Origin of the sequence: Streptomyces ferrugineus, from assembly GCF_015160855.1 — a bacterium.
GTDB classification, from domain to species: Bacteria; Actinomycetota; Actinomycetes; order Streptomycetales; family Streptomycetaceae; genus Streptomyces; species Streptomyces ferrugineus.
Map to the genome: position 1 here is coordinate 4,956,896 of NZ_CP063373.1, position 21,876 is coordinate 4,978,771.

Below are 21,876 nucleotides of genomic sequence, written 5' to 3' on the forward strand. Positions count from 1 at the left end.
CTTGACTCTGAAGCTCAGGAAAACCTAGCGGGCTTGGGGTCGGCGCCCGTGGGTTCCGATGCGGGTGACACCGGTGGCGGCTTCGAGCTGCTGCTTCAGGCGCTGGTTGTCCAGGGCGATCTGCTGGATGCGGGCGGCGGCCGGCGAGAGGTGGGCGGTCAGCTCCTTGTTCCGCCGCTTCAGCTTGGCATTGCGAGCAACAAGCTGGTCGTAGTGGCTGGTTGGAGTGTCGGCTTCGGGTGCGCTGGTGCGGGCGGCTTCGGCGATGTCCCGGGCAATGTCGGGGAAGGTGGCGGCGGAAGGTGGTGTTGCTCAGCCCGAACTCGCTGGCCAGGGCGAGGACAGTGGGGCGCTTGCCGGTGTCGGTGGCCGTTTGACGGAGCCGGGTCAGGGCCGCGCGGACCCGCGCTTTGGATGGGAGGTCGGTGCGGCGGGTCACGAGGGCTCCTGAGTGGTGGCGAGGAGGTCTTCGATCTGGTGCTTGCGCCGGAGCAGTCGGTTCTGCAGGAAAGGCGGCAGCGGTGGGCGTCGGGTCAGCTGCTGGTCGACCAGTTCGATCTCTCCTCGCCAGGCGTCGGTGTTCTCCCGGGTGAGGGCGACGTTGCGGCAGGCCAGTGGCTGGCACTGGGGGTGGTCGCCGAGTCCTTCGAAGGCTCCTTGGCGGGCCCGTTCACAAAGGGCCTTGGCCGGGTCGTGGACGCAGGAGATGTAGGTGCCGGGATAGACCGCGGGGTCGTCCCGGTTCATGATCCATCGGAGTCTGCGGTCGTCGAGGACGACGGTGCCCTGGAAGCGGGTCCGCTGTCCGAACTCCTCCAGGCGGCGGGCGACCTCGGCGGCTGCCGGTCCGGCCAGGCGGGTGTGTCCGTGGGCGTCGATCACGGTGAGAAGGTGTTCGCCGCGGGCCAGGGCTTGTTCGCTTTCGACCTCGGCCCGGAAGCCGGAGTCGCTGGTGCCGGCGTATCCCTCGAAGACCTGGATGCTGTGGTGGCGGTATTGGAGGGCTCCGGCGATGGTCCCGCCGGGGCGGCAGGCGATGAACCAGGCCAGGGTGCGGCGGAACCGGGCCGTGTGCAGCTTGAAGGGGCGGCCGTTGACCGCGGGGATGGCGTCGTGGCGTCCGTGGCTGTCGCAGTAGCGGTTCACCCAGGCGCCGAAGTGATTGAGGTTGTCGTTCGTCTGGCCGGTGGTCATGGCGGCATGGCGGCGTCCCTTGTGGCCGCCTGCGCCGTGGTGGAGACGGTTGAACAGGTGGTCGACGTCGGGTGGCTGGAGCATCTCGAGCACGGTGATCGCGCGGGCGACGGGTTCGCCGACGTTCCAGATCGCCGTCACTCCGCGGGGATCGGCCTCGCCCTTGAACGACAGGCTGGTCACCTTCCACCGGTAGGGGCTTCCGGCGCTGTCCGTCTCGGTGCGCAGGCAGCCCCTGGCGAGGGCTTTGACCTCGTTGTCGCGCATGCCGCTCAGGTAGGCGATGACGATGTAGGCCGCGGTCTGCAGCATCCGGGCGAGCATGGCCAGGCCGTGGTCGTGGAAGTGGCGGGTGACGATCTGGCCGATCCAGGGTGGATCGACAGCTCCTCCGTACGCGAGTCCCGGCGGATCGCCGCGAAAAGCTCGACCTTGGATCTCGGGCCGTCCATCCGGGCCCCCTGCCTGTCGGAAGCACATCAATGCTCCCACCGCAAGACTGCCCCTGGGGCCACTTCTGACGAACACTCATCTACCGATCAAGCTCCTGGGGCCACAGGATTCGTTCCGATGGGGCCAGAGAGGCCGTTCAGAGCCAATGTTGGTCGGCGTGTCGTCTTGGTCCTGGTGTGTCGTGGACAGCCTGCGTGCGGTTGAAGGTCGGCCTGTTCGGGGGCCTGGATGCTCACGCTGGAGGAGGAGGTGGACGCTCACGCTCTGCGTCGGCAGGGGTGGACGATCTCGGCGATCGGCCGGGCCGTGACCGCAAGACAATTCGCGCTTATCTGAACGGGGAGATCACTCCTGGGCAGCGGCGGCAGCCGCCGGATGCGTTCGCGCCGTTTGTGGAGTACTGCCGGCAGCGGCTGGCCGATGATCCGCATCTGTGGGCGACGACGCTGTTCGACGAGGTGCGGGAACTCGGCTATGAGGGTGCGTACTCGACGTTCACCCGGGCTATGCGCCGATATGAAGTGCGCCCACATTGCGACCCGTGCCACGGGGCGAAGGGCCGCGACACGGCCGTGATCGCCCACCCGCCGGGCGAGGAGATCCAGTTCGACTGGCTGGAACTGCCAACTCCACCGGGTGAGTGGGGTGTTGGAGAGCACGCGCATTTGCTGGTCGGGGCCCTGTCGCATTCGGGACGTTGGCGGGCTCAGCTGGCCGAGTGCGAGGACTTCCCGCACTTGGTCCAGGCCCTGGTTGCCGTGCTGCGCAAGCTGGGCGGGACAGCCCGGCGGTGGCGGTTCGACCGCATGTCGACGGTCTGTTACGCCTCCAGCGGGCAGCTCACCGCGGCATTCGCCGGTGTCGCGAAGTACTACGGCGTCGGCGTCGACATCTGCCCGCCACGACGCGGCAACCGCAAGGGGGTTGTGGAAAAGATGGACCATGCTGCCGCCCAGCGGTGATGGCGCACGGTCCCCGACCACCTCACCGTCGAGCAGGCCCAGTCCGGCGTCGACGAGCTCGCTGTGAGGATGGACGAGCGCCGCCGCACCGCCGGCGGAGGCCGGACGACGGTGGGTGAACTGGCCGCGGCGGAGCCGCTGCTGGAGGTTCCGGCCCTGCCGTTCCCGGCCGAGCTGGCGGTCGAGCGGACCGTGACTGCGCAGGGCCTGGTGCAGTTCGAGGGCAACTTCTACTCCGTCCCGCCCGGCCTGCCCGGGGCAAGGCTCCTTGTCGTCCACCGCTTGGGCGAAGACGTGGTCAGCATCGCCACCGCTGGCAGGGCGGTAATCGCCCGTCACCGGCGGGCGCCGCGCGGGGCCGGGCAGACCGTCCGCGACGCCGGGCATGTGATCGCGCTGGAGCGCAGGGTGCTGGAGTCCTTCTCGGATCGGGCGCCCTGCAAGAACAAGGTCCGGCGCCCGCCGTCGGAGGCCGCGCTAGTGCTGTGACCGCATGGGTTCACCGAGTTGAGTGCGCTCAGTCGAGCAGTGCCGCCTTCCACACCCACGACGTCCGGCGGGGCAGACCGTCCAGGTCCCCGCGTCCGGTGCACCACAGCAGCACTCGGACGGGCTCGCCGGGCGGGGCGTCGGGGAACAGTCGGTCGAGCACGGCCGCGCATAGCGGTGCCGGCGGCAGCCAGTCCACGCCCAATCCGCGGGTGATGTCGTTGGTGTGCAGCAGGATCTCGGCGACGCCCATCGCCGCGAACCCTGTAGGGTCGCACGGGCCCCAGTGCCAGGCACGCAGGGACCGGTCGGCGGTGGCCAGCGCGCTGCCGAGTAGCCCGCCGCAGGCGGCGGCCACCTGCAGCACCTCGGCAGGCGAGGCGGTGGGTCGCACGCGCAGGTCGAAGGGGAGGTAGGCGTCGGCCGGGCTCGCGGCGAGCTGGCCCGCGTAGGCCAGCAGGTCGTGGCCGATGTGTGCGGCCGTCTGCTGGCAGCTCCACTCCAGCGGGCCGGCCGGAACCGTCCAGTCCTCGCCCGTGCGAGGCCCCAGTACCTCCAGCATCTCCGCCACGGCGGCCTGAACGTCTTGGTGGTCCATGCGGTGCTCCTCGCAAGGCAGGTTGTGGTGCGGCTGTGCTGTTCGTTCGTTCAGGCCGCGGCGGTGATGGGTCTGCCGCCCCAGCGGATGCCCTTCTCGCTGCGGATCCGGGCACGTTCCTTGCGCTGGGCCGCGAGGAGGTCCGGGTGGCGGGCGTTGGTGTTGCGCCAGCGCAGGTAGGCATGCAGGGCCCGAGTCTGGATGGTGTGGTTGGGGTGGTGGGAGTTGGCGACGGTGAATTGCCGGAGCGGTCCGAAGTGGGCCTCGATCGGGTTGGCCCAGGACGCATAGGTCGGGGTGAAGCACAGCTCGACCCGGTTCTTCTTCGCCCAACGCCGGATCTGCTCGCCCTTGTGGGCGGACAGGTTGTCCAGGATGACGTAGATCGGGGCGCCGTCCGGGCGGGCCGCGCGGATTGATCTGAGCGCGGCCAGGGTGTTCGCAGCGCCCTTCTTGCGGCGGTTGACGCCCCACAGGGTGTCGTCACCGACCGAGTAGCAGCCGTGGAAATAGCGAACTCCGTGGGTGCGGTGGTAGGTCGCGGGGTGCCGCTCTGGCCGGCCCTGCTCAGCCCAGCACGACCCGGCGGTGGGCCGGATGCCGAGCGGGCCGAACTCATCAAATGCCAACACGCGGTCCGGGAAGCGCTCCAGCACCTCCTCGATGCGGTCGAGCTTGGCGTCACGCTCGGGGTCGGGCGACTCTTTCCACGTCTTGGTGCGCTGGAAGGTGACGCCGGTGCCGGGCGAGCATGCACCGTAACGCCTCCCGGCCGATCCGGATCACGCGGCCGTGCACCTTCCGCAGGTAAGCGGCGAGTTTGCGGATCGACCAGCGGGTAAAGGGCTGGCCGAGCTTGGTCGGGCGAGTGGTGGCCGTCTGGACGACGAAGTCCTCGTCGTCAGGACTGAGCAGGCGGGGACGGCCTCCCGCCCACCGAGGGTCCAGGCAGGCCAGGCCGATCTCGTTGAACCGGTGGATCACATCGCGGACGGTGTCCTCATCGGCCTGTACCAGCTTCGCGATCACCGGCACCCGGTTCCCGCCCGCAGAAGCCAGCAGCATCATCGCGCGCCGAAACCGCACCGAACTGGTGCTTCCCCGGCGCACGATCTGCTGCAGCTTCCGCCCCCTGGTCGGTCAACCTGCGCACACGGACAGGCTCAGCCACCACACCCCCAGCAGTCGGATCGAACTCACCGCACATCCAACCGCCCGGACCACCGACCCGGCGAACCTAATCCGTAGTTAAGGGCGTTCCGATGGAGCGGAAGCTTCTCGGCATGTTCGAGTAGGGGGCTGCGATGCCTGCGGCGAACCGGGTCTACTGAGGCCTCCGCATAGAGCGGCACGCGGTCCTGGTACGTGGTGGCAGTTGCGCGGGCGCCGGACGTATGCCTCGTTGCCTACAGGTCTCCGAGACCTTGGTAGAGATCGGCAGCGTCCGGCGCCTGCGAATCCGTCAACACTGCCGCTGTGACCACTCGTTGGTGTTGGTGGTGCGAGCCCTCCACACGGTGACCCCTTGCAATGCCCGAGCCGTTCGAGCTCCCGCAAAGACCGGGGCCCGTGGGACGAGCTGGTGCCACGAACGGCTACTGAGGTGGCGGACCGGCCACAGTGCTGAGTCCTGGGATTAGGTCGCTGCGTGGCCTGTATGAGCTCGTGACCAGCACGAACAGCAAGCTGGAGGGGAAAGACTTGATCTATTGCGGCATCGACTGGGCGGAACGCACGCACGACGTCGCCCTGGTCGACGACAGTGGCCAGTTACTGGCCAAGCGGCACATCACCGACGACGCGGCAGGCTACAAGATCCTGCTGGACCTCCTTGCCGAATACGGCGACACCGAGGAGACCCCGATCCCAGTCGCGATCGAGACCTCCCGAGGCCTGGTCGTCGCCGTGCTGCGGACAGGTAAGAGGCAGGTGTTCGCGATCAACCCGATGGCCGCTGCACGCTACCGCGATCGGCACTCCGTCTCCCGCAAGAAGTCCGACCCCGGAGACGCCCTCGTCCTGGCCAACATCCTGCGCACCGACATGCACGCCCACCGGCCGCTGTCTCAGGACAGCGACTTGGCCCGTGCCGTTGCGGTCCTTGCCAGGGCTCAGCAGGACGCGACGTGGAACCGGCAGCAGATCTCCAACCAGCTCCGGTCGCTGCTACGCGAGTACTACCCGTCCGCGCTGGCGGCCTTCGAGCCCTGGAAGAACGGTCTGTGCCGCCGGGAGGCGCACGAACTCCTCAAGGCGGCTCCGACACCAACGCGGGCCTCGCGGCTAACGCGCACCCAGTTGCAGGCCGCACTCAAGCGCGCCGGCCGACAACGGGGCATCGAGGCCGAGGCCGACCGGCTCCGGGAGATCTTCCGCGCCGACTGGGCACACCAGCCATCCCTGGTGGAGGACGCACTCGGCACACAGATGCTTGCGCTCGTGGTCCAGCTGGAGGCCGCCTGCACCGCCGCCGACAATCTGGCCAAGGCGGTGGAGGAGACTTTCCCTCAGCACCCGCACGCTGAGATCATCCTCAGCTTCCCCGGACTCGGCATCCAGCTCGGTGCCCGGCTGTTCGCCGAGATCGGAGACGACCGCACCAGGTTCGCCGACGCCCGCGGCCTGAAGGCGTAGGCCGGCGCCTCACCCATCACCCGGGCCTCCGGCAAGAAGTCGAGCATCACCCGCCGATGGGTGAAAAACGACCGTCTCAACCACGCCGGCTACCTCTGGGCCTTCTCCGCCATCACCGCCTCACCGGGCGCCAAAGCCCACTACCGCAGGCGCCGCGACGGCCACGGAGACTGGCACGCTGCCGCACAGAGGAACCTCTTCAACCGCATGCTTGGCCAGCTCTACCACTGCCTTCAGCACGGACGGCTTTTCGAGGAGGCCGTCGCCTTCCCCATCGCAACCGAGGCTCTCGCAGCATGAGATCCCTCAGCCACCGGTCGCGAGGGACCAGCGCTCTTGGATGACGGCCTGTTTCCGCTCAAGTTCCGCATCCATCACGCGATTGGTGAGGGTCCCCGGAATCGTGAGCGAGCGCCCATGGGCCCTGATGACACGAAGGTCCGACCAGGTTCCGCTCCGTGACACCCGCTGCCGCTTCTCGATGCGCGCGACCTCGCTCCAGGGAACCACTCGCCTGCTGACGAAGGTGCGGAATTCCAGCCCCGTCATGGTCAGGAGTACCTGGCCATAGATCGAGTTGATCGTGCTCAACAGCACAACTACGGAGAAGGCCCCTACGCCACCGATCCACCACCATTTGCCCGGTTCATGCGTGGTCAAGCTCATCGCCAACATCACACCAACGAGCGCCAGCGTCAGGATGCCGGTCCGCCACCAGTATCGCTGCCGATCACGAGAGTTGAAGCCGATCCACGCCTCGGGCATGTCCATAACACTACCGACGCACACTCGAACAACGACCATCCCGGCTTGACGAGTTACGTGCCTGAGGTGTCTATGCGGTCAGAGCACTAGCTGAAGCCGACAAGCTACGGAACCGGCAGGCCACCGGGTCGACCGGTCACGTCCGCTGGAGTGGTGTATCGACGGCCACTCGGTGATCTCGTTTTGAAGCTATGCGGTGAGTTCGGTCGGGAGGACGGTCTCGTCGGTTTCTGACTCGATCGGGTGGAGGCGGGCCTTGGCCAGCAGGTCAAGTCCCATGTAGCGGCGGGCTTCGGTCCACTCGTCGTTCTGCTCGGCCAGCACGGCGCCGACCAGGCGGATGACGGCGCTGCGGTCAGGGAAGATGCCGACCACGTCGGTGCGGCGGCGGATCTCCTTGTTCAGCCGTTCCTGCGGGTTGTTCGACCAGATCTGCCGCCAGATCTCCCGCGGGAACGCGGTGAAGGCCAGCAGGTCGTGCTGGGCGGTGTCCAAGTGGGCTGCGGTCTTGGGGAACTTGGCCTCCAGCGCATCCAGGACGTGCTGCATCTGGGCCTTCACGGCGTCGGTGTCGGGTTGTTCGAAGACGGTCCGCAGCAGCGTGGCCACCCAGGGCTGGGCCGATTTCGGGACCTGGCTGAGCAGGTTGCGGGCGTAATGCGTGCGGCATCGCTGCCACGATGAGCCGGGCAGGACCGCGCCGATGGCGTCGACCAGGCCGGCGTGGGCGTCGGAGATGACCAGCTGGACGCCGGACAGGCCGCGAGCGATCAGCGAGCGCAGGAAGGCCAGCCAGCCGGCGCCGTCCTCGGCGGTGGCGACATCGATGCCGAGGATCTCGCGGTGACCGTCCGCGTTGACGCCGACAGCGATCAGGGCGTGGACGCTGATGATCCGGCCGCCCTCGCGGACCTTCTGGGTCAGCGCATCGACCCAGACGAACGCGTAAGGGCCCTGGTCCAGGGTCCGGTTGCGGAAGGCGGCGACCTGCTCGTCGAGGTGCCGGGCCATCGCTGAGACCTGCGACTTGGACAGCTGGGTGACGCCGAGCGACTCGGCGAGCTTCTCGACACGGCGGGTGGACACCCCCAGCAGGTAGGCGGTGGCGACCACCGAGATGAGGGCCTGTTCGGCCCGGCGACGTCGTTCGAGAAGCCAGTGCGGGAAGTAACTCCCGCTCCTGAGCTTGGGGATGGCGAGTTCCACGGTGCCGGCCCTCGTGTCCCACTCACGCGAGCGATATCCGTTGCGGTGATTGACTCTCTCGTCGCTGACCTGCCCGTATTCGGCATTGCAGAGCGCGTCTGCCTCCGCGGACATGAGCGCGTCGGCGAATGTCTTGATCATCGCGCGCAGCAGATCGGGACTCGCCGCGGCGAGGTTGTCCTCGGCAAGGGCGTGCAGGGGCAGACTGTCAGGTGCGGTCATCGTGCTGATCTCCTTCGGGCTTCGACACCTCGAAGATCAGCCGGTGGCCGTTCATCTATGCGGGCATCATCCCGACGCCGGAGCAAACCCCCGGATCAGGTCGAACCCGTACACCATCTCCATGGACGCAACCGCCGCCGGAAGCACTCGACTTCGGTCGTCAGACCGTGACGCTGCTGGTCGGCCGGGAGGCCAGACCGCTGATGGGGTGGCGTGCCTGCCCTCGTGGCGTGAGCACTGGATCCATTAGGCCGCGCGCCGCCTTCCGCGGTCCCCGTGGCACGTTCGCCAGTAGTGGGCGCCACCGCTCTGGCCGGGACCGTCCCCGGCCAAGGCGTGATTCCCTGAGCGGGCGGCCGGAGCCCTATTACGGCGTAATAGCGTGCCGGGAGCCTGCCTCGACCTCGTCGAAGACGGCCGGGGAAGTCTGCTGCCGTCCAATCGAGGCGTTTGACCCTGAACCCAGTGAGCTGGAACGCAGTGAGGGGTGATGGGTGGCTGTACCGGCCTGGTGCAGAACCGCACAGTGAGGTCGCGTAGGTCGATGCTGTACGTGAGCGACGGAGGTGTCCGCTGCTGGGCTGCGTCACGATCCGATTCGAGGACATGCGCCGGTGCGGACATTCCGGTGATCGTGGAGTGAGCGTCACTTTTTGGCAGGACGATGGGTGGGAGCGTCGGCGCGTCTGGACTACTTCGTTCGCCGCGTGGACGGCTCGGTGAACTCCTCGACCGAAGCCGCCATCCGAACGTCCCGCGGGGACTCGGCAGGGTCTTGTCCATTCTCATCCAACCCAGTCCGATCCCCGGCTGTTGACCAGGGACGACTGACTTCGGTGAGACGCCTGCGCCCTGAGGAGGCCGCAGCCCCCGCCTCTCTGGGCCTGCGGCGACTGGATTCGATGAGACGAATACGCAGTCGACTCTGTTGGGTGAGACGGGACAGGACAACAACCAGGTGCCCGGCGCCACGCCCACCATCAGGCGATGAGACGGCTGGGGGGAACTTCGGCCGCCTACGCTGGAATCAGCGGCCGTGGTTGGGCCGTGTTCCCCTGGATGCTCTCGGCCCATTGAGTCTCCTGCCGTGGGGAGCGAAGGAGTCCAGCTTCACGCCGCGTCATTGCACGCTGCAGACACTCGGGAACGGCTCGATCGCCGTACCGGCGGGCCGAACGGTACGGGGAACAGGACCTCCCGATGCGTCGTGACCGGATCAGCCGCCTTGCCGACCGTCGCCGCCTCTACACGCACGAGACCTACGACCAAGCCCGCTCACAACTACGCGCCGACCAGCCACCGATCCCCGCGGCCACAGGAGAGCAGCTCCGCTTCGAGGCGGACCTCTTCCACGAGATCCTCAACTCCCGCAGCGACTTCACCGCCTACCCCTTCGGGATCTCCCGAGTACGCCCCAGCGTCGACAGCATCGAACTCGAGGTGGAGAGCGAGCGACGGGCGCACGAGATCCTCCGCACGATCCTTCCCTCGCACGAGCCCGGCTGCGACGTGCACGGCATGCCCGGCATCAGGATCCGGCAGCGCACGAAGAACGGCATCGAGATCCACCAGGCCGGCCGGGCGACATCGGCATGGCTGACCGGTCTGCCCGCCAGCGCATGGAAGAGGGCGGAGGTCGAAGGACTCGACACCATCCTCGCCGAACTCGCCTGGCAGCCGGTGTGGAAGGGCCCCGACCACTGGACCGAGGAAGAACTCGCCTTCGAGCAGCGCTGGAACACGGGGGAGTGGTCGCGCCACTTCCAGGCCGGAGCATGGTGCAGCAGCGGCTTGCTGCGCCGCCTCGCCCTCTTCCACACGGTCGTGCCCGCCGACCACGTCAGCGGCTACCGAGGCCTCGGGATTCGCGGATACGAAAAATCGGATCCGGTGCGCTGGTGCCTGGACCTCGATCACAGGACCGGCGTGCGCTATCGGAAGCAGGAGCTCGTCGACGCGCTGACCGACCCAGAGTTCGGCTTGCCCGTCGCACGGGCCCACCACCTCGATGCGATCTACCCGCCCCACGAGATGAAGAACTGGATCAGGCTGGACGACGAAGCCCGCACCGGCCTGATCGAGCTACGGTTCACCACCTTCAACTACCCCTCCCTACAGAAAAGACCGACCCCAGGTACCGGGCGATCGTGGAAACCATCCGAGCCCGCGTGGACGCGGTGCTGGCCGCCAGCTGACCGACGGGAGGCACAGTGGACAGCGGCTGAAGCGGGGAGCGTCGTCGGTGCAGCGGTACCCCGTGATCCAGGTGCAACCCCGAGCGGTCCCACCCCGGCGACCGCCCGCCCTCCACCGCGCGATGCGCGACGCGTTCGAGGTCTTGGAAGAGGAATCGGCGGCCGGGTACGGGGTCGCCACCTGGGCGGGCCTGGAAGAGGAGGCCTTCACTGTCGGGGAGCTGCTCGCCCTGGCCGCCGAAGCCGCCGGCGGACAGCACCACCTGGGCGCGGTCCAACTGCCCGTCAGCCTGGTGATGATGACGCCGATCGCGCAGGCACTGAGCGGCCAGGGCCCCGCTCCCGGCCGCCGCCGGTGCCGGGCTGCGGATGATGGCCTCCGCGCCGCTGCACGGCGGTGAACTCCCCGGCATCGTCGACCAGGAGCTCGCCGACCTCATCCAGCCGGGCCTGACCCCCGCACAGGCGTGCGTACTCGCGGTCGCGTCATGCCCAGGAGTGACGGACGTCCTTCGGCCGCCTCCGGTGCGCCACACTGGAGGGGAAGCGGCCGACGCCGTCGTCCAACCCTCCCTGACCGCCGCCAAGTTGCGGAGATCACCGGTGTACTCACCTCCCCCTGACCCGGAAACCGAGCGCCGCATGCGCGCCCACCACGCCGGCGCCGCCAAGGCCTTGGACGTGCAGACGGAGCCTGGCGGGGAGTTCTGGGGTTGGGCCGGGCGCACCCTGGGTGCGCCCGGCCCGCACCGCCACCGACGGCCGACCGGTCTGGCTGCGACTGGTGTCCGCCCCGGAGGACAAGGCGTCAGGGAAGCTCTGGGACGGTGCCCTGGACGCACAACACGCCTTCGGTGACCTCGACGGGCACGGCCCGCGCTCCTGGGCGTGCACGACATGTTCGACGACGGCACCGCCTACCGGGCAGAGCTGTCGGCCCGCGTCGACCAGCCGGTCCTGTCCGCCGACCCGATCCTCCAGCACGACCTCCAGCTGCCGGACTCCTGGTGGGCCGACCTGGCAGGGACGCTTGAGAAGGTGTCGGCCGCCGACACCGACCCCATCGCCGTACGCCAGCAGTACATGGACCGGGCGATCCCCGAGTTCGTCGGCATCCCGGCACCCGCCGTGACACGCTTGAGCACCGCCCACTCCGACGTGCACTGGGCGAACCTCACCGCGTCGCCTCTGCGGCTGCTCGACTGGGAGGGATGGGGCCTGGCTCGAGGGCTTCGACGCCGCCACGCTCTACGCCTACACGCTGCTCCAGCCGGACACCGCCGCCCGTCCGCGACACCTTCCCCATCCTGGGCAGTCCAGCCGGCCGCGCCGCCGAAGCGACCGTGTGCGCCATGCTCCTGCAGACCGTGGCCCGCGGAGACAACCTCACCCTCGAGGACCCGCTCCGGAACTGGTCCGAAGAACTCCGCCGCCGTTGCCGGCGCGTCAAAACCGGGGTTTTGAATACGCGCTGACGGCCGTGGAAGGGGGAAGCGGCCAGAACCCGGTTCTGAGGTGTCGGGGCGTTGGCCAAGCTGGATGTGGTGTTCTCGACAAGCAGTTGGTGCCAGGCACTCTGCTGCTGGTGGGGAAGTGGTCCGACGACGTGCGCTGGTTGACGCTGGTGTGGGTTGTGGTGGAGGCGTAGGTGTTCCTGGGCGCGGCACCACAAGCAGGTCCGCGCCCAGGAACACCCGCACCCGGTCCCGCCGCTGCCCCTCGAACGACGCCTCCCCTACGGCGAACCGCGCCTACTGGCGGTCCGTGACCTCCCGCCAACGCACCGGGGCCCGCTCCACGGACTCGCCTCCGCCGAGCAGGCACTCAGTCACCAGGTGCGCGCGTATTCCGGCGCGGCCGGCCGCGGTGCAGTCGAAGAGAGTGTCGTCGACGTCCCACACCACGGCCCGAATGCTCATGATCCGACGGTAACCCGGTGCCGGGCGGCCCGTACGGGGAACGCGTCAGCTGTGCGCGCCCCACCACCTGAAGCGGGTGGATTCAATCCCGTACTTGTCCACCACAGTGATCGGGCTGGTGTAGACGGCGTCACCGTTGGCGGAGGTGCGGAGCATCGGCCCGAGCCAGTTCGTGAGCCTGTTGCTGTCGCCGCTCCAGATCTGCCCCCAGCCGCCGTTGCCGCAGTTGCTCGTCCAGACGACGTTCGTCTCGGTCTTGTAGTCCGAGGTGAGGCAGTCTCCGTTGGCGCTGCTCACCAGCCGGCCCCACCGGTGCCCCCCGTACTCGAAGTCGTTCGTCCAGTACCACCTCCGGGTGGCGAGCGAATCGTTGCAGGTGGCCGACCAGACGTTGCCCGTCGTGGTCGACGAGGTGAGACAGGTGCCCTCGTGATCGTTTCTGAAGGTCCAGTAGGTCTCGGCCGACGCAGTGGAGAGGGAGCCCGCGACGGCCAGCAGCAAGGCGCTGAGGGCGGGGGGCAGAGTCAGCCTGAGTACCGTTCTCGGTGAGGTCATGAACGTGAGGATCGGGTGAAGAAGAGTTATCCATCTGAATTCGCCATGAACACTTCACGCTCGGTCGGCGGGCCGGAACGACTCGGGGCGGGGGCCGCAGCCTCCGCCCCGCACGTCTGGTCGGATCTCTGCGCCGCCAGCCTCGCCAGCGCCGCGTCGATCCTCGCCAGCGTCTTCTCCTTGCCCAGGATCTCCAGGGGTTCGAAGAGCGGGAGGCCGACCGTGCGGCCGGTGACGGCGACACGGATCGGGGCCTGGGCCTAGCCGAGCTTGAGGCCGTGGGTCTCGCCGGCGGCCAGGACGGCTTCCTTCAACGCCTCAGCCGTGTTCCAGTCCGCCCACTCCAGCTTCTCGCGGGCCGTACGCAGAAGGGCGTCGCTGCCCTCCTTCATCGCCTTGGTCCAGGACGCCTCGTCCTCGACCGGCTCCGCCAGGAACAGGAAGCCGACATTGTCCGTGATCTCCGACAGCACACCGGAGGCCAAGGCGTCGGGGAAGCTGTGGGACGGCGCCACGGACGCACAGCACGCCTTCGGCGACCTCGATGGGCACCGGCCCGAGCTCCTGGGCGTGCATGACGCCTTTGACGACGGCACTGCCTACCGGGTGGAGCTGTCGGCCCGCGTCGACCAGCCGGTCCTGTCCGCCGGCCCGATCCTCCAGCACGACCTCCAACTGCCGGACCCCTGGTTGTCCTGTGCCGACGAACCTTGATCGCGTGCCATCGAACTTTGATCGGCATAACCCGGCACGCACTCGTGACAGACAGGACACCTGTTCGCCTGACCTTGTCGTGGCGGCCCTCTCGCGGGGTGACCGGCGAGGGGGTCGCCTCCACTAAAGCGTGTTGCAGAACGCTGTGATCAGGGCATTTCCCTTGCATGGGTGGGGTGTTGAGGGCTGAGCCGGTCTGGGTGGAGACGTTCACCGGTCTGCGGGCTGAGCAGTTCGGGCGGCTGCTAAGGGCGGTTCGGGAACGTGGTGGTGAGGGGTGCGGGTGGGGTCGTCCGTGGCGGCTTCCGCTGGCCGAGCGGGTGCTGCTGGTGGCTGTCTACTACCGCACGAACCTCACGATGCGGCAGCTCGCCCCGCTGTTCGGCATCTCCCCGGCGACCGTGTGCCGGGTGATCCAGCGGCTGGGGCCGCTGCTCGCGCTCGAGCCGGTACGTGCCCCGCAGGAGGCAGTCGAGCGGTTGTGGATCGTGGACGGCACCCTCATCCCGGTCCGTGACCGAGGTGTGGGTGCCTCCTCGCGTAACTACCGTTTCTCAGCAAACGTGCAGGTCATCGTGGACGCAGACACCCGGCTCGTGGTGGCCGCGGCCCGTCCGCTGCCGGGCACCACCGCGGACGCGCACGCCTGGCGGCGCTCCGGACTGGCCGAGCACTGCGAAGGCGTGACGGTGCTCGGCGACGGCGCTTATCTCAACACCGGCCTGATCGTCCCGCACCGCAAACGCCCCGGACGGCCGCTACTCAAGGGCGAAGAGGAGGACAACGCGGAGCACCGCAAGGTCCGCGCCCGTGTGGAGCATGTGATCGGACGGATGAAGAATTACAAGATCCTGCGTGACTGCCGGCAGCGCGGCGACGGCCTCCATCACGCCGTTCAGGCCGTCGCCCGCATGCACAACCTCGCCCTCACCGCGTGACCAGACGCGACAAACGCCCAGTTCAGCCTGCCTGATCACAGCGTTCTGCAACACGCTTTAGGGTCCGTCTTCAAAGATCGTCAGATGGTGGATCATGGTGGGGTGGTATGTCGTCATGAACTCAGCGATCAGGAGTGGGAGTTACTCGCTCCGCTGATACCGCGGGCTGCCACAGGGCGGCCGCGTGTGGAAGACCGGCAGGTCGTCAACGGGATGGTCTACAAGATCCGGACGGGGATCTCCTGGCGTGACCTGCCGGAACGCTATGGGCCGTGGCAGACGGTGTACACCCGCTTCCGCCGCTACGCTCTGGACGGTGTGTTCACCCGGGCCCTGCAGCAGATCCAGGCCCGGGCTGACGCGGCCGGTGACATCGACTGGCTGGTGCAGATCGACTCGACCATCGTCCGTGCCCACCAGCACGCTGCCGCTACCGGCCGAAAAGGGGGCAGCACCGGCCGGACGAACCGGACGATCACGCCCTCGGCCGATCCCGAGGAGGCCTGACCACCAGAATCCACCTGGCCTGCGACGGCCAAGGCCGCCCTCTCGCCGTGCTGGTGACCCCGGGCCAGCGGCACGACAGCATCTGCGCACGCCCTCTTCTCGAACGGATCCGTGTCCCTCGCCACGGCCTGGGCCGACCGCGCTGTCGGCCCGACCATGTCATCGCGGACAAGGCCTACAGCTCCCGCGCCTTCCGCGTCTACCTGCGCAAGCGCGGCATCGCGCACACCATCCCGGAGAAGAACGACCAGCGAGGGCACCGGCACAATCGCGGTCACCGCGGCGGCAGGCCACCTGGGTTCGACCGGGAGATCTACCGCCAGCGCAACATCATCGAGCGCTGCTTCAACCGGCTCAAAGGCTTCCGCGGCATCGCCACCAGATACGAGAAGACCGCCACCTCCTACGAAGCGGCGGTCACACTTGCGTCGTTCCTGCTCTGGGCAAGATCCGTTTGAAGACGGACCCTAGTGTTGAGTGACGCGCCGTCAGCTGCCGAGCACAGGATGGGTCACGTCATGCAACGCGGGCGGCCTGGCTGAAGTGGGGGTTGTCAGTCGCCCCACGTGATATAGGCCTTGTCCGAGCACTTGTCCGGTCGGTTGTTGATCCGCTCGCAGACCCTGAACCAGTGTGCGGCGCTGATTGCATCGGTGGCGTCGCCGGAGCCGCAGACGCCGTCGGCCCCTCCCGAGTCCGTCCAGCTGCGCGTGTCGCCTTCTTCGTTCCTGTACTGGAGGTAGACGCCGTGCCCATCTGCTTCTTCGTCGCAGATCAGGAATTCGCCGTCGTCGTAGAACTGTCCCCAGTCAGCGCCCTGCTTGGTGACGATGTAGCTTCTGTCAGCAGCCGCACCCGGAGCGGCTGAAGCTCCTATGGCCAGCCCCGCGGCCATCGCCGCAGTCGCCGCAGTCCGGATCAGATTCCCGCGTCTCATTGGTCCCCCTCGCTATTGCGTCCTGACAGGAGTGGTCAGACTGCCTGACGGCCGTCTACAGCGGAACCTGAAACCTTATAGGAGCCCCCGCGCCACATGCTCGAGCTTCGATGGCACGAGCTCAAGGATCGCTGGCACAGGACGCTGGTGGGCCGACCTGACGAAGGCCCTGGAGAAAGTGTCGGCAACTGTCACTGACCGTGTCGCCGTACGTCAGCAGTACATGACCCGGGCCATCCCCGAGTTCGTGGGCATCCCGGCCCAGGCCCTGACCTCCGTGGCCACAGCCCACGCGGACCTGCACTGGGCGAACGTCACGTCGCCTCTCCGGGTGCTCGATTGGGAGGGATGGGGGCAAACCCTCAGGGCTTCGATGCCGCCACGCTCTACGCCTACTCGCCGCTCCAGCCGAACATGGCCGTCCGCCTCCGCGACGCCTTCCCCGTCTGGGGCAGCCCGGCCGGCCTTGCCGCTGAGGCCGCCGTGTGCGCCATGCTCCTGCAGACCGTGGCCCGCGGCGACAACCTCACCCTCGAGGACCCGCTCCGGAACTGGTCCGAGGAACTCCGCCGCCGTTGACCAGGCATGTCCCTGCACTGCGTCGTCTGCAGGGACCTGTTGTTCGTGCGTCCGGGGATCATCCGTGCCGGTCGACCCGGCCCGACTCAGGCGGCCATGCCGCCCAGGGCCACCTCTGCGATGGGCTCCCAGGTGATGTGCAGCCGGTCATGCTGCTGTGCGACCAGGTGCAGCCGCTCTGCTCGCAGGGTCACCGGCTGGCCGGGATGGTCGGAGAGCCAGACCTTCATATCGCGGCGGTCGGCACGCTGCGGGCCGGCGATCCCATAGGCGCCGGTCATGTGCGGGTAGTAGGCGGCGGGGATGAGAGGGAAAACGACCGCCGGCGACCTCGGCGTCGACGCGGGTGGTTATCTCCCACAGCCGACGCGCCGAAGCACCTGGGCGGGCGAGGAACTCCACGGCCACGGTGCCGATCGAGGGCCGGTCGACGACCAGGTCGAAGGGGGCGATGCCCGCGCACTTCGGATCGGAGGGCGACTTCTGTAGCCGCCTCAAGCCCAGACCGTAGCCGTTCTGGGTAGCCTGACTCTCTGCCAGCAGGCCGTAGGGGCTCACGGCCGCTTCTCGCTCAACATCGCCGACAGGCACCACGAGGTAGTCGAAGCCTCGACGTGCCATGCACTTCTGCACCTCTTGCTCTTCCGCGCGGTGCAACACAGCGGACTCGGCTGCCGTGAAGTGGAGCACGCCGTTCAAGGGCCGGGGGTCGGGCCGATTCTCCGCCGTGGCCTCACGGCCGGATGCCGTGGAGCACCCGGCCGCGAGAAGGGCTGCAGCGGCCAGCCACAGCATTCTGTGCATGGGGTCAGCAGACCCAGTAGTTGGATGCGATGTCGTCCGCCCAGGCGCCGCCCGACTCCCGATCGAGGTCGTGTATGGCGTACCCGCGTTTGAGGAGACCGACGGTGCCACCGTAGTTCTGTTGGTTGTAGATATGGACATCGCAGGAGTTGCCGTTGTTGTAGACCGATTCAGCGTTGTTGAACTTGTCGTACTGCTCCAGGTTGGTGTTGTTCCCGAACACCTGGCCGGGTGTCCCCACGCCGCTGTCGTAGAGGTACGCACACAGCGCGCCGGAATCGCACTGGCTATACGACGCACTTGCCGACGTGGCCGTGGCGGCGACGCCCAGCCCCGCGAGAACGGCGGCGCCGAAGGCTGCGGCGATCCTGGTTCTGATCATGTGAGGTCCTCCCCTGGTGGACGCCGCCTTCACTGGCGGCTCAGGTTTCACCCTGGCGGCGGAGACGGGGTTGGGGTACCTGAAAGGTTCGAGGTACCCCGTGGCGGCTCGGGCGTGGGCACGGTGTGCGGATCAGCTCGCTTAAGTTCAGAGAATGCACCGACCACGACCACCCGGGCCCGACGCCGGGACGCAGCTACGCCGAACTGGTGGGCGGGCCGCTGGACGGATTGCTGCTCGACATCACCGGCTGGAGGCCGGAGGAGATCGACGACGGTGTCTCCCTCCTCACCGAGCTCGGGCAGTTCGGGCCCGGGGGCCGGGCGCTGTACGACCCGCGCCCCGGCGACCCGACCCGCTGGGACTGGGGCGGCGACAGCCCCTGATCACCCACAACTGACAGCCCGGTGTCCTTTGGGGGGAGATGCGGTTACGCGGCCGTCGTATAGCCCGCAGAGGTGCCAGCGCTTCCGAGGCGGAATTCCTCCACGACGTCCCAGGTGTAGTAGCCGGCCACCGAGTCCTGGTACTCGTTGACGAGCGCGATCCGGTCGATGGTGAGGGTGACCCGGTCCGGCCGCAGCGCACGCAACTCACGGTTGAGGCGCCGGTCGTCGAAGTCGTCCAGCGCGTAGGCGAGGGTGCTGTGTCCCCAAAACCTCGGCTCGGGCGGGCGCAGGGTGATGCCGGGCACGCTTTCGGCAGCGGCGCGGGCACGGGCGTTGAGCGCGGCCAGCCCGTCCTCGGGATACACGGCAGCGGTTATGGCGGTGACGCCGGGCCACACCGGTCCCAGCTGGACCTCACACGGCCCAACCGCCGACAGCTCGGTGCGGGCGGCACGGCGCAGGATGCTCCAGGCTCAGGAACAGGGGGTGTTGGAGGAGTGGGATGCGCGGTGCGTGCCGTCGATTCCGACGCTGCACCGCGTGATCAAGCGGGACCTGGGGGCGGGCCGGGTACTGGAGGTGGCCCGCCCGGCAGGAGCCCGTGCTGGGGTGGAGCCGAGTCCGTATGACCGGGCGCTGGCGGAGTTGGGGCTCACAGACGGGGTGGGCGGACCGCTGGTGGTTGAGGAGCCGGCCGGCGATACGTCTGCGGCGCAGGGCCGGCCAGATGCCGCAGACGCCGCGGGTGCGGGGCGCGGGCCAGTGGTGTGCGGTTGTACGTGCCGAGGGCGCGGCTGGTGTCGACGCAGCAGGTGGCCGGGGTGGTGGAGGCGGTAGGGCATACGGTCGCGGCCCGCGGGATGTGCTGTGTGTTCCGGGATCCGGGCTTTGGCAAGTCGGTCGCGGTGGAGCAGGCGGTGCGGCTTCTGCCGGGCCGGGTGCCGGTGTGGCGGGCGGTGGCCGGGGTGGCGCCCGGGCTGCCGCAGCTGCGGGCTGTGCTGTGTGAGGCGCTCGGGTTGCCGTTGGGGGCGCTGACGCACCGGGCTGGGCCGGCCGGTCATGCGCTGGCGGGGGCGTTGGCGGAGCCGGGGGTGCTGGTGGTCGATGACGCCCAGCGGCTGACGCCGTCGTTGCTGGATTATCTGCGGCAGTTGTGGGATGCGCCGGGCTGTGCGGCGGCGCTGGTGCTGTGTGGGGCGGGAAGCGAACGTGCGGTGGCGCGGGCGTCGGCGTTGCGTTCGCGGGTGCTGACCTGGCATCAGGTCGGACGGCTCGAGCCGTCGCAACTGCAGCAGACGCTGAGCCTGTTTCATCCGGTGTGGGCGCAGGCTGACCCGGAGGACATGGCGCGGGTGGATGAGCAGATGGCGCGCGGCAATTTCCGTACCTGGGCGAAGATCACGTCGCATGTGTACGCGGCCTGCGAGCGCGACTCCGCGCGGCAGGTGGAGCGGGAACTCATTGAGGAGGCCTGCGCGCGTCTTGGCCCTTACCCGTGACTCCGGCTGCACGGAGCGCTCGTGGACGGGGCCTGCTCCTGTTGGTGACGAGGTGACGAGGCCGGGGTGGAAGAAGACGCGCCCCACGCAAGCGGATGAGGACGAAGGGGGCATGGGGTGGACGGGCAGCTGCTGGCGCCGCCGGGGGATCCTGCCGGTGTGCTGGGCAAGGAGTCGTTGAGGGCGTTGCGGGCGCCAGCGGTGCGACGGCTGCTGGCGCTGCGCGGCGAGCGGCGGTTGTCGCGGGAGCATGTGCGGCTGGCCGGGGAGTGTTTGGGGGTGTCGGAGCGGACAGTGTGGCGGTGGCTGGCGGAGGCTTCCCGCTCGCCGCGGGCTGCGCTGCGTCCCGGTGAGCGTGGCGGTGGCCGGTTCGAGATCACGGGGGAGATCCGGGTGCTGCTGGCGTACTGGCACGGCAACGCCTCCGCGTGCACCGCCAGTTGGTGGCCCGGGCCGAGAACAGCAGCCATGACGGGCCGGCAACACCACCTGGATCCGCGGCTCCTCCTGGGGGCGCGCCGCCGGCGGTGGTGCCATTGCTGGAGCCGGTGCCGTCGCTGTCGACGTTCTTGCGTGCGGTGCGCCGTGATCTCACCGCGGGGGAGCGGGCCGGTCTTGCCGCAGGGGCGGGCGCGGCCCGCGCGCACGACGTCTTCGCCAAAGGGCGCTTGCCTGGCGCAATCACGTGTGGGAGGCCGACCATGTGCAGGCGCCGCTGCTGGTGGATGCCGACGCCGACCTGGTGCGCCCGTGGGTGACCTGGTTCGTCGACACCGCCACCAAAGTCATCACCGGCACCGCCGTCACCCCCGGTACTCCGTCCCGCGCCTCGGTGCTGGCCGCGCTGCGCGCCGCCGTGCTGCGGGAAGACCCGTATGGGCCGGCGGGATGGACCCCGGTGCAGGTGCGGGTGGACCGGGGAAAAGACTTCCTGTCGGCCACCGTGACCGCGGCGTTCGGCACGATGGGCGTGACGGTGAAGGACCTTCCCGCCTACAGCCCTCATCTCAAGGGCACGGTGGAAAACCTCAACCGGGCCGTTGACCGGATGCTGTTCGCGGCCCTGCCCGGTTACACCCTCACCCCCGCCCAGCTCCGTACCAGCCGGCGACGTAAAGGCACAGGGCCCAGGCCGGAGACGTCCGGTGCCCTGTCGTTTGAGGACTTCACCGCGGAGGTGCTGGCCTGGACGTGCTGGTGGAACACCGAGCACCGGCCCCGGGCACTGTCCGGCCGTACGCCGCTCGAGGCGTGGCAGGCCGATCCGACCCCTGTCACGGACGTTCCCGCCGCCGATCTGTGGACGTTCACGCTGGAGGAAGACGGCCGGACGCGGAAGCTGTCGAGCCATGGTGTGCGGTGGCGCGGGCGCACCTACATCGCGCCCTGGATGACCGGCCAGGCCGGCCGTACCGTCACCGTGCGCTACATGCCGCACCACGACCACGAGATCGACGTCTGCGACGCCCAGGGCGCGTATCTCGGGCCCGCGCACCTCGCGGACGCGGCCACTCCCGAACAACTGGCGGCCGTGCGCACGGCCCGTGCGCAGCGGGCCCGACGCCTGCGCGCGGAGGTGAAGGCCGCCGAGACGCTGCGCCGACAACGGTTCGCCCCCGCCACCACAGCCGGACCGGCCCAGCGGCTGGGAGCGCTCACCTCCGTCCAGGCCGAGCACGAACTGGCCGCCGCCGAGCACATCGACGCCTCGAAGCTGGCCCTGCCGGACCTCATCCCGCACGCCGCACCCCCGGCCGACTGGCGCACCCCGCCCTCCCTCACCCCCCGGACCACACCCAGCCAGCCCCGGCCCTGTGCGAACCCGCCCCCGACAACACGTCCCCTCGGGTGCTGGCTCATGACGCACGCGACGACGGAGACGCCTTGTGTGTGACCTTGCGGCTTGGGGTCGGTAGTGGTGAGAGTCGGTGGTGC

The 21,876-nt window shown here is 68.7% G+C and carries 20 protein-coding genes and 4 pseudogenes; 11 read left to right on the forward strand and 13 right to left on the reverse strand.

The features are described 5' to 3' along the window. Positions 1-435: 435 nt before the first annotated feature. Positions 436-1,506: a hypothetical protein gene (locus tag IM697_RS22625; protein ID WP_194049505.1), complete on the reverse strand. Its 1,071-nt coding sequence runs from the start codon at positions 1,504-1,506 to the stop codon at positions 436-438. A gap of 419 nt (positions 1,507-1,925) precedes the next feature. On the opposite strand from IM697_RS22625, the gene IM697_RS44805 reads away from it, so the two are divergent. Both IM697_RS44805 and IM697_RS44810 read left to right on the forward strand, forming a co-directional pair. After that, a complete protein-coding gene (locus IM697_RS44805) occupies positions 1,926-2,609 on the forward strand; it encodes a transcriptional regulator (protein ID WP_228044863.1) in 684 nt (227 codons plus the stop codon). Between the two features lie 69 nt (positions 2,610-2,678). Next, on the forward strand, positions 2,679-3,098 hold the full coding sequence (locus IM697_RS44810) for a Mu transposase domain-containing protein (RefSeq protein ID WP_228044864.1): 420 nt from the start codon (positions 2,679-2,681) through the stop codon (positions 3,096-3,098). Between the two features lie 28 nt (positions 3,099-3,126). On the opposite strand, the gene IM697_RS22635 is transcribed toward IM697_RS44810, so the two are convergent. Together IM697_RS22635 and IM697_RS22640 are read right to left on the reverse strand one after the other, a co-directional pair. After that, complete coding sequence (locus IM697_RS22635) at positions 3,127-3,696, reverse strand: maleylpyruvate isomerase N-terminal domain-containing protein (protein ID WP_194049506.1); 570 nt, start codon at positions 3,694-3,696, stop codon at positions 3,127-3,129. A gap of 50 nt (positions 3,697-3,746) precedes the next feature. Next, a pseudogene (locus IM697_RS22640) lies at positions 3,747-4,867 on the reverse strand (IS630 family transposase). Positions 4,868-5,397: 530 nt separating this feature from the next. Between IM697_RS22640 and IM697_RS22645 the strand changes: the two are divergent. Next, a pseudogene (locus tag IM697_RS22645) lies at positions 5,398-6,630 on the forward strand (IS110 family RNA-guided transposase). Between the two features lie 6 nt (positions 6,631-6,636). Here the strand turns inward: IM697_RS22645 and IM697_RS22650 are convergent. The 3 genes from IM697_RS22650 to IM697_RS22660 all read right to left on the reverse strand — a co-directional run bounded on the left by IM697_RS22650 (position 6,637) and on the right by IM697_RS22660 (position 10,440). Beyond that, the gene (locus IM697_RS22650) at positions 6,637-7,095 is read right to left on the reverse strand and encodes a hypothetical protein (RefSeq protein WP_194049507.1); all 459 of its coding nucleotides are present in this window, start codon (positions 7,093-7,095) and stop codon (positions 6,637-6,639) included. A 189-nt stretch (positions 7,096-7,284) separates the two neighbouring features. Then, entirely contained in the window at positions 7,285-8,523 is a 1,239-nt protein-coding gene (locus IM697_RS22655) for an IS256 family transposase (protein WP_194049508.1), read from the reverse strand. A gap of 1,281 nt (positions 8,524-9,804) precedes the next feature. After that, complete coding sequence (locus IM697_RS22660) at positions 9,805-10,440, reverse strand: hypothetical protein (protein WP_194049509.1); 636 nt, start codon at positions 10,438-10,440, stop codon at positions 9,805-9,807. A gap of 400 nt (positions 10,441-10,840) precedes the next feature. Between IM697_RS22660 and IM697_RS22665 the strand changes: the two genes are divergently transcribed. After that, a complete protein-coding gene (locus IM697_RS22665) occupies positions 10,841-11,119 on the forward strand; it encodes a hypothetical protein (RefSeq protein ID WP_194049510.1) in 279 nt (92 codons plus the stop codon). Positions 11,120-12,391: 1,272 nt separating this feature from the next. Here the strand turns inward: IM697_RS22665 and IM697_RS22670 are convergent. The 3 genes and pseudogenes from IM697_RS22670 to IM697_RS22680 form a co-directional block, all read right to left on the reverse strand. Then, a pseudogene (locus tag IM697_RS22670) lies at positions 12,392-12,637 on the reverse strand (HAD family hydrolase); the annotation flags it as partial. 45 nt (positions 12,638-12,682) lie between these two features. Continuing rightward, positions 12,683-13,192 (reverse strand): RICIN domain-containing protein, encoded by a 510-nt coding sequence (locus IM697_RS22675; protein ID WP_194049511.1) that lies wholly within the window; start codon positions 13,190-13,192, stop codon positions 12,683-12,685. Positions 13,193-13,323: 131 nt separating this feature from the next. After that, positions 13,324-13,665 (reverse strand): annotated as a pseudogene (locus IM697_RS22680) (glutamate--tRNA ligase); the annotation flags it as partial. On the opposite strand from IM697_RS22680, the gene IM697_RS22685 reads away from it, so the two are divergent. The 3 genes from IM697_RS22685 to IM697_RS22695 all read left to right on the forward strand — a co-directional run bounded on the left by IM697_RS22685 (position 13,649) and on the right by IM697_RS22695 (position 15,809). Beyond that, positions 13,649-13,906, forward strand: a complete 258-nt coding sequence (locus tag IM697_RS22685; protein ID WP_228044866.1) for a hypothetical protein — start codon at positions 13,649-13,651, stop codon at positions 13,904-13,906. The pseudogene IM697_RS22680 and the gene IM697_RS22685 overlap by 17 nt on opposite strands. A gap of 167 nt (positions 13,907-14,073) precedes the next feature. After that, on the forward strand, positions 14,074-14,844 hold the full coding sequence (locus IM697_RS22690) for a transposase family protein (protein WP_194038123.1): 771 nt from the start codon (positions 14,074-14,076) through the stop codon (positions 14,842-14,844). An 84-nt stretch (positions 14,845-14,928) separates the two neighbouring features. Beyond that, positions 14,929-15,809 (forward strand): IS5 family transposase gene (locus IM697_RS22695; RefSeq protein WP_228044136.1). Its coding sequence is split into 2 segments (ribosomal slippage): positions 14,929-15,303 and positions 15,306-15,809, totalling 879 coding nucleotides; the frame shifts between segments, so codons are not numbered across the junction. A gap of 95 nt (positions 15,810-15,904) precedes the next feature. Here the strand turns inward: IM697_RS22695 and IM697_RS22700 are convergent. Next, entirely contained in the window at positions 15,905-16,288 is a 384-nt protein-coding gene (locus IM697_RS22700; protein WP_194049512.1) for a hypothetical protein, read from the reverse strand. A gap of 348 nt (positions 16,289-16,636) precedes the next feature. On the opposite strand from IM697_RS22700, the gene IM697_RS44815 reads away from it, so the two are divergent. Beyond that, on the forward strand, positions 16,637-16,867 hold the full coding sequence (locus IM697_RS44815) for a hypothetical protein (protein ID WP_228044868.1): 231 nt from the start codon (positions 16,637-16,639) through the stop codon (positions 16,865-16,867). Positions 16,868-16,953: 86 nt separating this feature from the next. Here IM697_RS44815 and IM697_RS22710 read toward each other — a convergent pair whose 3' ends face one another. Continuing rightward, positions 16,954-17,148 carry a hypothetical protein gene (locus tag IM697_RS22710; protein WP_194049513.1) on the reverse strand — a complete coding sequence of 65 codons (195 nt, stop codon included), beginning with the start codon at positions 17,146-17,148 and terminating at the stop codon, positions 16,954-16,956. 527 nt (positions 17,149-17,675) lie between these two features. Further along, positions 17,676-18,053: a peptidase inhibitor family I36 protein gene (locus IM697_RS22715; RefSeq protein WP_194049514.1), complete on the reverse strand. Its 378-nt coding sequence runs from the start codon at positions 18,051-18,053 to the stop codon at positions 17,676-17,678. Between the two features lie 125 nt (positions 18,054-18,178). Here IM697_RS22715 and IM697_RS22720 point away from each other — a divergent pair, with 125 nt between their 5' ends. Next, on the forward strand, positions 18,179-18,439 hold the full coding sequence (locus IM697_RS22720; RefSeq protein ID WP_194049515.1) for a hypothetical protein: 261 nt from the start codon (positions 18,179-18,181) through the stop codon (positions 18,437-18,439). Positions 18,440-18,483: 44 nt separating this feature from the next. Here IM697_RS22720 and IM697_RS22725 read toward each other — a convergent pair whose 3' ends face one another. Next, positions 18,484-18,807 carry a hypothetical protein gene (locus IM697_RS22725; RefSeq protein ID WP_194049516.1) on the reverse strand — a complete coding sequence of 108 codons (324 nt, stop codon included), beginning with the start codon at positions 18,805-18,807 and terminating at the stop codon, positions 18,484-18,486. A 432-nt stretch (positions 18,808-19,239) separates the two neighbouring features. Between IM697_RS22725 and IM697_RS22730 the strand changes: the two genes are divergently transcribed. Further along, positions 19,240-19,941, forward strand: a complete 702-nt coding sequence (locus tag IM697_RS22730; protein ID WP_194049517.1) for an AAA family ATPase — start codon at positions 19,240-19,242, stop codon at positions 19,939-19,941. A gap of 685 nt (positions 19,942-20,626) precedes the next feature. Next, entirely contained in the window at positions 20,627-21,835 is a 1,209-nt protein-coding gene (locus IM697_RS22735; protein WP_228044870.1) for a Mu transposase C-terminal domain-containing protein, read from the forward strand. The last annotated feature ends 41 nt before the right edge of the window (positions 21,836-21,876 follow it).

What these genes read in the sequence shown, in the direction of transcription:
- IM697_RS44815 (WP_228044868.1), top strand. Translation starts at nt 16,637, where the DNA reads ATGGGGGCAAACCCTCAGGGCTTCGATGCCGCCACGCTCTACGCCTAC.
- IM697_RS22690 (WP_194038123.1), top strand. Translation starts at nt 14,074, where the DNA reads ATGGGTGGGGTGTTGAGGGCTGAGCCGGTCTGGGTGGAGACGTTCACC.
- IM697_RS22710 (WP_194049513.1), bottom strand. Translation starts at nt 17,148, where the DNA reads ATGACCGGCGCCTATGGGATCGCCGGCCCGCAGCGTGCCGACCGCCGC.
- IM697_RS44810 (WP_228044864.1), top strand. Translation starts at nt 2,679, where the DNA reads ATGGACGAGCGCCGCCGCACCGCCGGCGGAGGCCGGACGACGGTGGGT.
- IM697_RS22665 (WP_194049510.1), top strand. Translation starts at nt 10,841, where the DNA reads ATGCGCGACGCGTTCGAGGTCTTGGAAGAGGAATCGGCGGCCGGGTAC.
- IM697_RS22675 (WP_194049511.1), bottom strand. Translation starts at nt 13,192, where the DNA reads ATGACCTCACCGAGAACGGTACTCAGGCTGACTCTGCCCCCCGCCCTC.
- IM697_RS22700 (WP_194049512.1), bottom strand. Translation starts at nt 16,288, where the DNA reads ATGAGACGCGGGAATCTGATCCGGACTGCGGCGACTGCGGCGATGGCC.
- IM697_RS22625 (WP_194049505.1), bottom strand. Translation starts at nt 1,506, where the DNA reads ATGCTGCAGACCGCGGCCTACATCGTCATCGCCTACCTGAGCGGCATG.
- IM697_RS22715 (WP_194049514.1), bottom strand. Translation starts at nt 18,053, where the DNA reads ATGATCAGAACCAGGATCGCCGCAGCCTTCGGCGCCGCCGTTCTCGCG.
- IM697_RS22635 (WP_194049506.1), bottom strand. Translation starts at nt 3,696, where the DNA reads ATGGACCACCAAGACGTTCAGGCCGCCGTGGCGGAGATGCTGGAGGTA.
- IM697_RS22650 (WP_194049507.1), bottom strand. Translation starts at nt 7,095, where the DNA reads ATGCCCGAGGCGTGGATCGGCTTCAACTCTCGTGATCGGCAGCGATAC.
- IM697_RS22655 (WP_194049508.1), bottom strand. Translation starts at nt 8,523, where the DNA reads ATGACCGCACCTGACAGTCTGCCCCTGCACGCCCTTGCCGAGGACAAC.